The following is a 13,493-nucleotide window of genomic DNA, read 5'->3' as shown; positions in this document are numbered from 1 at the left end:
AGAGTTTTTAATAATTGAACATGATGAAACTGATAAAAGGCCGTCGCCTTCTTTTTTTACGTGGATTCATATCATCAGGCTCACAACTGTAATGGAATGTTTTTAACGTGGTGAATAAATAGAGCTCAGTTTTTACCTCAATTATTGGTTGTTGAATTTGTTCCTAAGATCAAAGTAATACATCATGTCTCAGGCTAACAATTTATAAAGACAAAATATAGAAAATATTGACCACAAAATCTATATTATTTTAGTTAACTTAATGGAAATCAATTATATAAAATCAAATATTATTTTTGAAAATATCGATACCATCCGCCGGTTTTATAGCGCTTTTATAGCCATTATGCGTGTTTCAAACTCATCATTAGGCACCAGAGACCGCTTCTTGATTTTGGTTTTATAGGCGTATATCGTGTTCACGGAATATTCTAAAATACGGGCAATTTGCTCATTATCGGTAATGCCTATACGGATCAATGCAAAAATACGTAGATCAGTATTTAACAACTCATTTTCCTTCAACTGGACTTTGTTGTCGGCGTCAAATAGTTTGTTGAACTCGTCAACAAAATGAGGGAAGATTCGCAGGAAAACCCGGTCGAAATTGGTAAAGAGCTCGTCCCGCTCCTGCCGCACGTTGATGGAATTGATCAAAAACCGGAAATCAGTGGCACTTTTGCTTTCCGCCAGTTTCTGCTCCAACAGCTGCTTGATTTTTTCAATTTTCCCGATGTATTTGGCGTTGCTGTGAAAAAAGTAACCGATATATTCTTCCTTGATCTTATTGGCTTCTTCCAGCTGGTTGTTGGCCTCCTGCTGTCGCAAATGCGCCTGGGTGATGGCCTGTTGTGCCTGTTTGAGCTTCCTGATCTGCCGGAATACGATGATGGTCATGGCTACCAACGCCAGGAAAAGCACGGTCACAATGGCCGCATATATAATTAAAGAACGGTTTTGCTGCTCAGCGGTATTGATCCGTTCCTCCTCGATGATAGGTAATATATTACTTACCATCACCTTCCGCTGCCGGGCACCGTAAAAAACGGCCTCGGTCATGGCACGTTCAATATACCGCGATGCGGTTTTTATATCTCCCAACTCAAAAAGAAAAGTAGCCAGGGTATAAGCGGCCATGGTTTCTTTGGTGGAAGTACGTATATCCGCAATGGCAGAGCGGGCCATCAGGTAGATGGCTGTATCCCGCTGCTGGTTTTTCTGGTACATGGAGCCCAGGCTACAGGCCGCCACTGCTACCTGCCGCTCGGTAAGCCCCGGGTCATTCAGGTTGGGAAAGGTGGCTAACGCCCCCAGTATGTCGCCCCGCTTGTACAACTGTTCTGCCTTATGAAACCGGTATTCAAAACCGGTGGAGTCCATCAGCTGCAAGGCGGAGTCCATAGCTGCAATAGCCTGCCGCATGTATTCCGGACTAAAAAAACGGTCCTGATTATAGGCAGCCATATCGGAATAAAACCGGCTCTTTAGCTTAAAGTATTCCACCCGCAACTCGTCGGGCTTGCCATTGATGTCGATGGTATTGATGTAACCGGATGCTTCCATAAACATCCCGGACGAGAGCAAAATAAAACCAAGTTTGACTTTCGCGTTGGCGATGCGAACAGGGTCGTTCAGCTGTTGTCCCAGCTGCTGCATTTTGCTGCCATACGAAAACGCGGAATCGAAATTGAAGATTTTATAGGCCTCGTACAGTTCCTGGTAATAATTGTAGGTCAACTCCTGGCTGCCCTGCTGCGGCATCTGGCGCCTGATACTGTCAATTTTTTTGATCTTGATGGAATCGTAGGCACCAGCACGTTCAATCGTTTGGTTCAGGACTTTCAGAATACTGTCCGTATACGGTTTACCCTTAGCATGGGCAGCCAGAGATAATAAAGTGAAGAACAAACCACCGAAAATACGCCTCATAGAGTTGGTCAATAATTTTGCTGGATGATGAGGCTCAATTTAATGCAAATTTTATTGTTTCTTCAGTGTATAATTCAGGTTGCTCTGTATTATTTTTTGTTCGCCGTCGAGCATGCGCAATTCGTCTGCGCTTACTTTCTGAAAATAGCGTTGCAGGTTTTTGTCTTTATCGGGGTTGAGTACAATCACTTCGGCATTGGGGTCGCTGGCGCTGCCCTTAATGATAGTGTAGGCGCCTTCTGAGTTAAAGTCCTGGTCCCCGTTTTTGGTGGCCTGGTAGGTTTCAGTAAGTTTAAACCGCCTGTTGCCATCGGTTTCCGTTTCATTGATGGAGAGTTTGGTTAAAATACCGCCACAGTCGGCGCAGGGCAGGGTGCCGGTATAAGTAACCCACTGGCCTTCCGTGGTGCCGCCGGCGGTGATGGTAGAATCAGCAGTGCTTTGTTGCTTAGGGGCCTGGTTGCAGGCAGTAGTGAGGAGGAATAGTAAGGCTGTTACCAGTGTCAGGTATTTCATAATCAGAGGTTTTACACTAGTAACAGCAATGGCGCCAGCTTGTTTATGGAATTACCTCAAAAACAAAAAACTGGCTCTCCTCGGCGGCGGAAAAATTGTTGTCGGCCGCAAATACCAGGCTTGGGTGGCCGTTGGGCAGCAGTGGTCCGAAAGTGACCCCCTCAATATTATCGATGTAGGTGTGTAGTTGTTCAAAATTGTACAACAACTGCTTTTTTACGGGGGTATAATTATTTCCGGGGAGAGAATTAATTTCGCTTACGTCAGTGGCCTCGGAAAGGTCAGCTATATACAGTTTGATGGTGCAATCCTTTACCCCCACAGAGAAAGAACGTTCCAGTACCAACAATTTGCTGGTGCCGAGGTATAGGATGTCCGCTATGCCATTTATCCGGAAGCTGTCTTTTGACACCGGCGGATACGCTACGGGGTCCAGCTGGTAGGCATACTGGGCCAGCGGCTTCCGGGAGGCTACATCGTACCGGAGGATGCGGGTAACGGCGTTATGCACATCCACGTCCGCACGGGGACCATCTTCATACCGGGGCTCTTCCAGGCTTACGAACATTTGTTTGTTATCGGCAGAAAATGCGAGTCCTTCAAATCCGCCATTTCTCCTGGGTCCGTTGTTGCTGGCCTGCATTCGGAAAATGGCGGGCAGTGCAAAAGTATCCACGTACTGGCCGTTGCGTTTCATGATGGTAAGACCCGGATTGGCCAGGATCGTATCTTTTGCATGAACGATGCGCTCCCCTTCGCTGCTCCACACCATGAAATCATACCTGGCATTGTAGCGAAGTGCTTCCGGATCAGGCGTATGTGCCGGGTTCGAAAATTTGTTCGGATAGGCCTTCCCATCTCCCTGTAATAAGGTAGTTACATGGGTAATGCGTACACTATCGAACGACTGCTCATTAAAGTATAGTTTGGCGGTATAGAAACGTGCCGGATTCAGGTCCGAACGATCATCACAGATCAGGTAGTACTGTTGGCGCTGCGCGTCGTAATCAATGCCCGATAAGCCACCGGTGTTGGTGCCTTCAAACGGCATGTTATGTGGAAGTACCTGTTTGCCTATCAATCGCAGCTGACCAATGGCCGGCGGCAGCGATGCCGATTTACGGGTAGTGCTACACGAAGTAAAAATTATTGCTGCGAGCAGGCAAATAAGCAGGTTCTTTTTCATGCCGGCAATTTACTCCATTCTGGTTTAAATACGATAGGCCGGTGCGAAAGCACCAGCCCTTACTCCTATTGACCAACTATTATAAGCGTACTACGCTTTAATAAATAATTTGGCGATGGCTTCTACTTCTGGCCTGGTAAGCGGCTCGTCAAAGGCTTCTGTGGCAGCATCACTACTGATTTTAGCGGTGGTGGCGATGTTCACATTTGCCTGCGTGCCATTATTTTCTCCTGCATAGACGGCGTTGGCGGCAGCTACACCAATGAAGGAAGTATTTTGCGTGATCCATGGTTTAAGCGCATCGTTGTTGAGTCGCTTACTGCGTACCATGCGTACGTGTGCGGCGTGCCTTGCTTCTACGGCATGAATGCCCAATGCAGCCGTCAGTACCGCGCCTTGTTTTAACAATACACCTGCCTGACCTTTATAGGCGCGTACACCGGTATCTTCAAATGCCTGTGATAAAGCAAGGAAAGTATCATAGTTCGTAAACACATCTGCAAACACACCGCCGGCGGTAAAGTCGAAGGTGGGTTTAGCAACTGGTGTGGCGCCAGCGCCCATCAGTGCTGATTTCAGAAATTCCACATGCGCCACTTCGTGGCCTTTGATGGTGTTAAAGGCGGTGGTTTCCGCCGCAGGAATCAGGTTTGGGGCTGCCACACCCTTTGTGTAAAACTCTGCTTCCAGGTACTCGAGCGTAAGTGCGAAGTTGAGTGTTGCATATACATCAGCTGCGCTGCTGGTGGTAGCATATGCTTTGTTAAACATACTGCCCAATGCCAGCGGAATGGCTGCCAGTGCTATTTTTCCGCTGATGTTGGTAAAGCGTTTCATTACATCGCGGCGGGTATCCAGTTTATCATATACTTCCGGATCAACTTTTTCTATTTGTTGAAGGATGTTTATAAAGTCCATGGTATCAGTTTTTTGAGATTACTTAGGCAATGTGTTGGTATCGATTTGTGTTTTGATGTACGCACCTGCTGCGGCAAACACGGCAGCTGGTGTCATCGAAATATTGATGCCGTTGGCATCCACAATATCGCTGCCGGAAGAGAAGGAGCCTGGTGTGATGAGGTCCCGCAGATAGGCGGCGTGCCTGGCTTCCACACTTACAATTTTTCCGGCGAGGGCCAGGTAGTTTACGTCTGCAATGAAGTTGCCCGCACCGTTGTAAGCGGCCACGCCGAGGTCTTCGAAGGTTTGTGCTGTTTTAAGTACTGTATCTCTTTTTGTAAAATCTATTTTACTGAAATCAATGGTTAACGTAGGAATGGCTGCAGTGGCGAGTGCTGCTTTGAAAAATTCACGATGCCCAATTTCATGATCACGTATATCCGTAAATAATTTCAGCTCACCTGTGGAAATGCCACTGTAGGGAGTGGCTACAACTTGTGTATAGAATGCCGCTTCCAGCTGCTCTAACGCATACGCATAGTTGAGCACGGAGATGTCGCCAGAACCAAGGCTTACACCCATGGATGGGTTGGAGTCATTATCCTTTTTACAAGAGGCCATGCCGATGGTGGTCAGTAAACCTGCGCCCAGACTGAGTTTTTGCAGGAACTGTCGCCGCTGCGGATGGGCAATACTCTCCTTATCCCCTTTCAGGAAATGGGTTTTCGACAATTGCATAAAGAATTATTTAGGTGATGGTAAATGGATTAGAGGCTTTGCGCAATGCCTGTTGATTAGCACTTACGGAGTACTTGCAATTTTGGTTTGGTCTTTTAAATTTTTTTAGGGAGATACTAATGTCTCACTAAATAAAAAAGCCCTTTAAATACTTATTGGTAAAGCATTTAAAGGACTTTTATACGAGGGTTTGGGAATATATTAGACAGCCCTGCCTCTGATGATGTTGATCAATATGGCAATAATGGCCAGAACAAGCAAGATGTGGATAATAGAACCTGCTGAATAAACGAAGAATCCGAGTATCCACCCTATTACCAGTATGACTGCGATTAAATACAATAAGCTGTTCATATGTCACAATTTTGATTCGTTATAACCAATGGAAAATGCGTGCCAATCTGCATCGTATTCATTTTAAAATGATAGTACGTGTATGGCTGTATAAATTGTGGATAGGGTTCCACCATGCGTGAAAAAAAAGGACAGTGGCAAGCCGTGCAGTGTGGTTCGCAAATCCATTATAATAAAGCATTTGCGCGAAATGGTCGCATTTTTGGTTACTACTTATCAGCAAACAATTTATTAGTGACCATAAAATTTATTGATTATGCAACAGCAGGAAAATCTTAAAACGCTCTTGAATGATTTGGTGAAAATTAACAACGACCGGGTAGCAGGATACCAGAAGGCTTTTGATGCTACTGATGATGCAGACCTTCAGATTTTATTCAAACGCCTGCAGCAGGAAAGCGAGGAGTACGCCAGTCAGTTAAATGCTGAGTTACTAAAACTGGGCGACGAGCCGCAAACCGATTCTACCATGTCCGGTAAGCTCTACCGCACCTGGATGGATATGAAAATTGCATTTACCGGTGAAGACCGTTATGCCATACTATCATCCTGTGAATACGGGGAAGATGCCATTAAGAGAGCATATGAAGATGCGCTGAAATCAGATACCTCCATGCCGTACACGCTGAGGGAACTGATCGCAGCACAGGCAGCTTCGTTGCGTAAAGCACATGATACCATTAAGGCTAGCAGAGACGTTGAAAAAATCAATCACTAGCCTGATCGTTTTGTGCAGCATTATGTATGCTGTTCTTTTTGTTCATTCCTTCGATTTACATGGTTGTTCAGGATTACCGGACTACATTTGATTACACGGTATTCCAATCATACTTATCTCAATAAGTAATATGGCAACTACGGGATTTTAGGTACAAGGCTGCTTCTACGACGTAGAGGCAGCCTTTTCTTTGCCTGCTATATGTTGATTCAGGATGAAAAATCTATTCAGAAAGAGGGTTTCTGTTCATTTTGATAATGTGCTGTTCAGTTTGTTCATTCTGATTTTCTATTGCAGAGCTTACTTATATTTACAAGGATTGAGAGAAGTCTTATGTAATATATTTTAGACCATCTATGAAAAGCAAAAAGAGGGCGGTTTCTTCCACCCTCTTTATTTCTATGTCAGAGAGCTATCCCAGTCCTTCCAAACGGCCTCATAGCCTTGCTGTTGCAGCATAGCAGCAATTTCAGCGGCGGAGCGCTCATCGGAAATTTCAAATTGCTCGAGCGATTGCCGGTCCACCACATACCCACCAGGATTGGTTTTACTACCGGCACTCATCGCCGTTACACCCAGCTTCACTAAATGGTTACGGAAAGCCTCCTCTTCCCTGGTGGAAATACTGAGTTCTATCTCCTGGTTAAGCAGGCGGTAAGCGCAAATGAGCTGTACCAGCTCCCGGTTATTCATCTCCACCTTTGGCGCCAGCCCGCCACTGAAGGGCCTCAGCCGCGGAAAGGAAATGCTGTACTTCGTTTGCCAGTAAGTTTTTTCCAGGTATTGCAAATGCAGGGCGGTAAAGAAGCTATCCGTGCGCCAGTCCTCCAGTCCTATCAGCACACCCAGCCCCATTTTATGCACGCCTGCTTTCCCCAGCCGGTCCGGGGTTTCCAGGCGGTAACGGAAATTCGATTTCCTGCCTTTAGGATGGTGTAGCTTATAATCTTCCTGGTGGTAAGTTTCCTGGTATACCAGCACCCCGTAAAGTCCCAGTGGTATCAACTCCCGGTACGCTGACTCGTCCAGCGGCTGCACCTCCATGGAGATGTTGGAGAAGTGTGGCCGCACCAGGCTCAGGGCCTTGCGGAAATAATCCAAACCTACTACCTGCTGCGCCTCGCCGGTTACCAGCAGCAGGTGATCAAAGCCCATGGCCTTGATAGCGTTAATTTCCTGCAGTATTTCCCCGGTGCTTAGCGTTTTGCGGGCAATCTTATTATTCAGGCTAAACCCGCAATACGTGCAGATGTTCTGGCATTCATTGGACAGGTACATGGGGATGTAGAGCTGCATAGTGTTGCCAAATCGCTGCAAGGTAAGCTGGTGACTAAGCCGGGCCATGTCTTCCAGGTAGGGTGCCGCGGCAGGACTAATCAGCGCCGCAAAATCGTCCAGTGTACGGCGGGTAGCCGTGAGCGCAGTTTCCACGTCCCTGGCGGTTTTACTGTAGATGCCGGCTTTCACTTCGTCCCAGTTGTATTGGCTGAATATTTCAGTAAACATATTTTTCTCTTTAAAGGTCAAAGCTCATCGAGGAAAGCGGTGAGTGGGCTGGAAGCCATGGCCTGCCTGGAAACCGCAGCCAGGCCTGATTCGTATGCCTGTCGCCCTGCTTCCACAGCCAGTTTAAAGGCCAGTCCCATTTTTACTGGGTCCTTAGCCACGGCAATAGCGGTGTTAACCAACACGGCGTCAGCGCCCATTTCCATGGCCTGTGCAGCATGCGATGGTGCACCAATGCCAGCATCCACTATCACAGGAACTTTACTCTGTTGGATAATAATTTCCAGGAAATCGAAGGTTTTCAGGCCTTTATTGCTACCAATAGGGGATCCCAACGGCATCACCGCAGCAGTGCCGGCATTTTCCAGTCGCTTACACAACACCGGATCGGCGTGGATATAAGGTAGCACCACAAACCCCAGCCGGGCCAGCTCTTCTGTGGCCAACAGGGTTTCTATCGGGTCAGGCAGCAGGTAGCGCGGATCAGGATGGATTTCCAGTTTAATCCAGTTGGTTTCAAGTGCTTCCCGTGCTAACTGTGCCGCATATACGGCTTCTTTTGCAGTACGCACACCGGAAGTGTTAGGCAGTAGATGCAAATGCGGATGATGCAGATGGGTAAGGATGTCATCAGTTTTGTGTTGCATATCCACGCGCTTGAGGGCTACCGTCACCAGTTCGGAACCGGAGGCCAGTAAGGCTTCTTCCATTAATAGCGCGGAAGAAAATTTTCCCGTGCCGGTAAACAGGCGGGATTGAAATTGCCTGCCGGCTATAATCAATGGTTGCATGCGAATGAAGTGTTTAAACGGTTATAAAGTAAATCCACGAGCATAGCTTTGTCCGGCGCACCGGTAATCAGGCCGCTTACGGCAATTCCGTGTACCCCTGCCCGCAGGAGGCCTTCAATATCTTGCGTAACAATACCACCAATAGCAATAACGGGGATCCGGATGCCCAGGGTGGATAATTTTTGCATCACCTCCTGGTAGCCGGTCAAACCGAGAATGGGACTCAGTTTTTTCTTGGTTTCAGTAAAACGGTAGGGCCCCAGGCCTACATAGTCGGCCCCTTCCGATTGGTGTTTGGCAATATGCTCCCAGGTATTGGAAGTGCCGCCCACTATCATTTTATCACCCACGATGGCCCTGGCTTCAGCCACGGTATTATCTTCCAGCCCTACATGTACCCCATCGGCCCCGGCGGCAACAGCCACTGTTGGGTGATCGTTGATGATGAGGGTAACGTTGTAACGCGCAGTGAGGCGGCGAGCCGCCACGGCATGTGGCATCAGTTCATCAGCAGGTAGGTTTTTTATACGCAACTGGACCCAGGTGCAGCCTGCATCACAGGCGCTGCTGATGTTTTGCAGGTGATCGGCCGGCGTAATACCCTGTGAAATATATTGTAATCGGTTAATCATGTGACGGCGTTATTTAATGCAGTATGAAATCCTAACGGGGAAGTATTACTGGATAGAAAATTTTCCGTGTATACTTTGGCGTTAATGCATGCGGTGAGTAATGACTGCCCCTGCGCAAGGTTGGCAGTGATGGCAGCTGACAGCACACAGCCGGAGCCGTGCTTGGCAGTAATGGCTGTTGTTCCCGGAAATATTTTTTGGGGAGATGGCAGATACAGTGTATCCACACCTGCCTGTAACGGATGGTGGCCTCCTTTGAGCAATACATGGCAACAGGTGGCGATTACTTCGGCAGCGGCTTCCCCGGTGTCGTAGCCGGTGAGCTGTTTCGCTTCCTCATAATTGGGTGTGAGGAGGTGGATGGCGTCAAACAGTTGCTTCCATGCCTCCCTGTGCACAATGCCGTGGAAGTTGAAACCTGCGGTAGCTTTCAGCACCGGGTCCAGAATAATACGTATCCCTGGCTGCAGTTGCTTTAACTGATGCACCAGGGATGATAAAGTGTAGATATCCTGCACAATGCCGATTTTACACCAGGCTACCGGATAGGTTTGCAACAGTGGTTTTACCTGCGCCATCACCTGGTATAACGGTATCCACTCTACGCTATGAAACTGCGTACCTGTTTGTACGGTGATGGCAGTGCAAACGCCCAACCCATAGGCATTGTTGTACTCAAAGGTCTTGATGTCTGCCAGCAAACCTGCGCCCCCACTGGGGTCCAGGCCGGCTATGCTGAGCACAAAAGGTTTATCAGTCTGTACTATTTCCATGTGTGGGAATGTTTTGATACAGCCTCCTGCCAGCCCTGCTGCAGTTGTAAAAAATTGTTTACTGCCTGTTGCGGTTCCTGCCAGATGGCGCCCAACACTGCGGCGCCGCTGAAATTGCGGGCCGGCAGTTCACCGATGTTGTGCACATCTACCCCACCCAATGCCAGTACAGGAGTGGCTGCTTCCGGGGCCGGTCCTGTAAACATTTGCTGGTAGTTTGTTTTGGAGATGCTGTTGTACACCGGGCTAAGGAGCAGGTAGTCGAACAGGTTTTCTGCATCAGCAAGCTCGTTGGCATTATGTACACCTGTGCTGCTGCTGGGGTGATTTTTTACCCAGTTGTGCAGCTGCTGTGGACTAAGCGCAGCTTTGGCTTTACTGCTCCAGTGTACCCCTGCCAGGTGGTAGGTGTTATAGATCCAGCAGTTATCGCGCACGAGCAACTGCGGATATATTTTCGGATCGATGTTATCCAGCAACTGGCAGTACTGCTCCGCCTTCCATTCAGGCTTGCGCAGCAGGATGCGGCTTGCGCCGGCGGCGGCGAGTTCCTGTATGAGCAGGGCCTCGCCGGGCACAGCTTCCGGAGCGGTAATCACCCAGATCATGCTTCGTTGTTTAAGGTGGAATATATTTCTGATCCTGCAGCTTTAAAGGTGGCAGCCTGTTGCTGCATACCTGCGTGGAGGGCTTCACTTTCTTCCAGGCCTTGTGCGGCGGCAAACTCGCGTACTTCCTGTGTAATTTTCATGGAGCAAAAGTGTGGTCCGCACATGGAGCAGAAGTGAGCGATTTTAGCACCTTCTGCCGGGAGTGTTTCATCGTGATAGGAACGCGCTGTTTCCGGATCCAGGGAGAGGTTGAACTGATCTTCCCAGCGGAACTCGAAGCGTGCTTTGGAGAGGGCGTTGTCGCGCACCTGTGCGCCAGGGTGGCCTTTGGCCAGGTCGGCGGCGTGGGCAGCGATTTTATAGGTGATTACACCCTGGCGTACGTCTTCTTTGTTAGGCAGGCCGAGGTGTTCTTTCGGTGTTACATAACAGAGCATGGCACAGCCGAACCAGCCTATCATGGCGGCACCAATGCCTGAGGTGATGTGGTCGTATCCCGGCGCGATGTCAGTAGTAAGGGGTCCTAATGTATAGAATGGCGCTTCCTGGCAGCACTCCAGCTGCTTATCCATATTTTCTTTGATGAGTTGCATGGGCACGTGGCCGGGGCCTTCTATCATCACCTGTACATCATGCTTCCAGGCTATTTTAGTGAGCTCGCCCAGCGTTTCCAGCTCGGCAAACTGCGCGGCATCGTTTGCATCGGCAATGCTGCCCGGGCGTAGTCCATCACCCAGGGAGAAGGACACGTCGTAGGCTTTCATGATCTCGCAGATTTCTTCGAAGTGAGTGTAAAGGAAGTTTTCCTTATGATGTGCCAGGCACCATTTAGCCATGATGGAACCGCCTCTGGATACGATGCCGGTGGTTCGTTTGGCCGTTAACGGTACATAGCGTAGCAGCACACCGGCGTGAATGGTGAAGTAGTCCACCCCTTGCTCTGCCTGTTCGATCAGGGTGTCGCGGAACAGCTCCCAGGTGAGGTCTTCCGCCTTACCGTTCACCTTTTCCAGTGCCTGGTAAATGGGCACGGTACCGATTGGAACGGGTGAGTTACGAATGATCCATTCGCGGGTAGCGTGAATGTTTTTGCCGGTGCTGAGGTCCATGATGGTATCAGCGCCCCAGCGGCAGGCCCATACTGCTTTTTCCACTTCTTCGGCTATGCTGGAGGTTACGGCGCTATTGCCGATGTTGGCATTGATTTTCACGAGGAAGTTACGACCGATGATCATGGGTTCACTTTCCGGGTGGTTGATATTAGCGGGGATGATGGCGCGGCCGGCGGCTACCTCATCGCGTACAAATTCAGGGGTAATAAATTTTAGAGGGGTACGGGCGCCGAAGCTGTTGCCGGTATGCTGCTGGCGTTCATTATCGGAAAGTGCTTCCAGCAGCTGGTTTTCGCGGATGGCGATATATTCCATTTCCGGTGTAATGATTCCCTTTTTAGCGTAGTAGAGTTGGGAAACGTTAGCACCGGGTTTTGCTTTGCGGGGTTTGATGTTATGGGTCATGCCTGGCAGCTGGGCATTGCTCAGACTTTGTGCATATGCGCTGGAGTTGCCTTCCAGCAGGATGGTGTCGTTACGGTCGGCAATCCATTTTTCGCGGAGGCGTGGGATACCGTGGTTTACGTCTATCGCGATGGATGGATCCGTATAGGGGCCGCTGGTGTCGTATACTACCACTGGTGTGTTGGGAGTGGTAATGTCTTTGCTGTTGTGCTGGCGTGTAGGCGTGAGCGTAATTTTACGCATGGCTACCTGCACCGGGTGTAATTTTCCGGGCACATAAATTTTTTCAGACGCAGGGAATGGAGCCCGGCTTACAGGTGTTTGTGGTTGCATAAACAGAATAATTTAAAGTCAATAGGATTCCTGTCCGTTATGAAATAACGGAGATGGACATACGAAAGATTGATTAGCTATCCGCCTTGTGTGGCGCGGATGATGGTGATGTTGTCGGCGGCGGCCAATGCCTGGTGATCCCAGCTGGTTCTGGGTATGACCTGGTTATTGATGGCAACGGCGATGCCTTTGTGGCTGGGTAATTGAATAAACTGTAACAGTGCAGCAATGGTGGTACCTGGCTGCACCGCATAAAGTTTATTGTTGACAAGTACTTCCATGATGATGGAAATTAAATTGGTGAACAATAAACTTTAAGGATGTGTGGCAGATGAGGAAGTTTCAGTTTACTTTTCCCTACGGCAGTATGAACTGCTTCAGGTACTGAGGGTATCATCTCAGCTTATGCCCTTGGGCATAAACACCCCTAAAGTGGCCGTAAATGTAGTAATTATTTCTAAATATTAATATTGAGTTGGTAATTCTGTTAACTATTGTATTTTTAGTGCATGTTGAAAGTATTTCAGAAAGTATTGTTGCTGACGGGATTGGTTGGAATGGCGGCGTGTGGCAATAGTGGGAAGGAGGAAACGGAATATGTGCACGACAGCAGTTTATTGAGTATCGACAGCAGTAATGCTATCGTTACCGACAGCACCACTGCTGTTGCAGATACACTGCATATTGATACTACCAGGCTCATAGGGAAGTGGATACAGCCCGTACAGGGCCTGGACAAAGAGATGCAGGGTTTTCAATTGAAGAAGAACGGTGTGGCAAAGTCCATCAACATGTATACGCTGGTATACGAGCGGTGGCAGGTCATGCACGACACCCTCCTGTTATGGAATCACTCTGACGGTGTCAGGGATACTACTACCATTGTGGATACAACTATTATCAGGGAGCTTACAGATACTTCGCTGGTATTATTTCCTGTAAAGGCGGCAGAGGGGTATACGGAGCGATACCGCCGCAGCAAATAACCC

15 protein-coding genes and 1 riboswitch are annotated in these 13,493 nt (G+C 48.5%); of the genes, 2 read left to right on the top strand and 13 right to left on the bottom strand.

Annotated features, from left to right (window positions below):
• Positions 1-324 precede the first annotated feature (324 nt).
• From BUB18_RS14715 to BUB18_RS29385, 6 genes are all read right to left on the bottom strand, one after another.
• Complete coding sequence (locus BUB18_RS14715; RefSeq protein WP_073082327.1) at positions 325-1,929, bottom strand: DUF6377 domain-containing protein; 1,605 nt, start codon at positions 1,927-1,929, stop codon at positions 325-327.
• A gap of 51 nt (positions 1,930-1,980) precedes the next feature.
• On the bottom strand, positions 1,981-2,445 hold the full coding sequence (locus BUB18_RS14710) for a copper resistance protein NlpE (RefSeq protein WP_073082324.1): 465 nt from the start codon (positions 2,443-2,445) through the stop codon (positions 1,981-1,983).
• 43 nt (positions 2,446-2,488) lie between these two features.
• A complete protein-coding gene (locus tag BUB18_RS14705) occupies positions 2,489-3,631 on the bottom strand; it encodes an esterase-like activity of phytase family protein (protein WP_073082322.1) in 1,143 nt (380 codons plus the stop codon).
• Positions 3,632-3,721: 90 nt separating this feature from the next.
• On the bottom strand, positions 3,722-4,549 hold the full coding sequence (locus BUB18_RS14700) for a ferritin-like domain-containing protein (RefSeq protein WP_073082319.1): 828 nt from the start codon (positions 4,547-4,549) through the stop codon (positions 3,722-3,724).
• An 18-nt stretch (positions 4,550-4,567) separates the two neighbouring features.
• On the bottom strand, positions 4,568-5,269 hold the full coding sequence (locus BUB18_RS14695; protein ID WP_073082316.1) for a ferritin-like domain-containing protein: 702 nt from the start codon (positions 5,267-5,269) through the stop codon (positions 4,568-4,570).
• A 201-nt stretch (positions 5,270-5,470) separates the two neighbouring features.
• Positions 5,471-5,623, bottom strand: a complete 153-nt coding sequence (locus BUB18_RS29385; RefSeq protein ID WP_143159953.1) for a lmo0937 family membrane protein — start codon at positions 5,621-5,623, stop codon at positions 5,471-5,473.
• A 256-nt stretch (positions 5,624-5,879) separates the two neighbouring features.
• On the opposite strand from BUB18_RS29385, the gene BUB18_RS14690 reads away from it, so the two are divergent.
• Positions 5,880-6,341 carry a ferritin-like domain-containing protein gene (locus BUB18_RS14690; RefSeq protein ID WP_073082313.1) on the top strand — a complete coding sequence of 154 codons (462 nt, stop codon included), beginning with the start codon at positions 5,880-5,882 and terminating at the stop codon, positions 6,339-6,341.
• Between the two features lie 399 nt (positions 6,342-6,740).
• Here the strand turns inward: BUB18_RS14690 and thiH are convergent, their stop codons facing one another.
• The 7 genes from thiH to thiS all read right to left on the bottom strand — a co-directional run bounded on the left by thiH (position 6,741) and on the right by thiS (position 12,785).
• Positions 6,741-7,847, bottom strand: coding sequence for a 2-iminoacetate synthase ThiH (thiH, locus tag BUB18_RS14685; RefSeq protein ID WP_073082310.1), 1,107 nt, complete (start codon positions 7,845-7,847; stop codon positions 6,741-6,743).
• Positions 7,848-7,864: 17 nt separating this feature from the next.
• Complete coding sequence (locus tag BUB18_RS14680) at positions 7,865-8,638, bottom strand: thiazole synthase (protein ID WP_073082307.1); 774 nt, start codon at positions 8,636-8,638, stop codon at positions 7,865-7,867.
• Complete coding sequence (locus tag BUB18_RS14675) at positions 8,626-9,270, bottom strand: thiamine phosphate synthase (RefSeq protein ID WP_073082304.1); 645 nt, start codon at positions 9,268-9,270, stop codon at positions 8,626-8,628. Before BUB18_RS14675 ends, BUB18_RS14680 begins: the two co-directional genes overlap by 13 nt.
• Positions 9,267-10,043 carry a hydroxymethylpyrimidine/phosphomethylpyrimidine kinase gene (locus BUB18_RS14670; RefSeq protein ID WP_073082302.1) on the bottom strand — a complete coding sequence of 259 codons (777 nt, stop codon included), beginning with the start codon at positions 10,041-10,043 and terminating at the stop codon, positions 9,267-9,269. Before BUB18_RS14670 ends, BUB18_RS14675 begins: the two co-directional genes overlap by 4 nt.
• The gene (locus BUB18_RS14665; protein ID WP_073082299.1) at positions 10,034-10,651 is read right to left on the bottom strand and encodes a thiamine phosphate synthase; all 618 of its coding nucleotides are present in this window, start codon (positions 10,649-10,651) and stop codon (positions 10,034-10,036) included. Before BUB18_RS14665 ends, BUB18_RS14670 begins: the two co-directional genes overlap by 10 nt.
• Complete coding sequence (thiC, locus tag BUB18_RS14660; protein ID WP_073082297.1) at positions 10,648-12,504, bottom strand: phosphomethylpyrimidine synthase ThiC; 1,857 nt, start codon at positions 12,502-12,504, stop codon at positions 10,648-10,650. Before thiC ends, BUB18_RS14665 begins: the two co-directional genes overlap by 4 nt.
• Before the next feature lie 77 nt (positions 12,505-12,581).
• Positions 12,582-12,785 (bottom strand): sulfur carrier protein ThiS, encoded by a 204-nt coding sequence (thiS, locus tag BUB18_RS14655; protein WP_073082771.1) that lies wholly within the window; start codon positions 12,783-12,785, stop codon positions 12,582-12,584.
• A gap of 56 nt (positions 12,786-12,841) precedes the next feature.
• Positions 12,842-12,943, bottom strand: a riboswitch (TPP riboswitch).
• A 70-nt stretch (positions 12,944-13,013) separates the two neighbouring features.
• Here thiS and BUB18_RS14650 point away from each other — a divergent pair.
• Positions 13,014-13,490, top strand: coding sequence for a lipocalin-like domain-containing protein (locus BUB18_RS14650; protein ID WP_083550014.1), 477 nt, complete (start codon positions 13,014-13,016; stop codon positions 13,488-13,490).
• The last annotated feature ends 3 nt before the right edge of the window (positions 13,491-13,493 follow it).

This window comes from Chitinophaga jiangningensis, assembly GCF_900142605.1.
GTDB lineage: Bacteria > Bacteroidota > Bacteroidia > Chitinophagales > Chitinophagaceae > Chitinophaga > Chitinophaga jiangningensis.
This window is presented reverse-complemented; position numbering and strand designations above follow the sequence as displayed.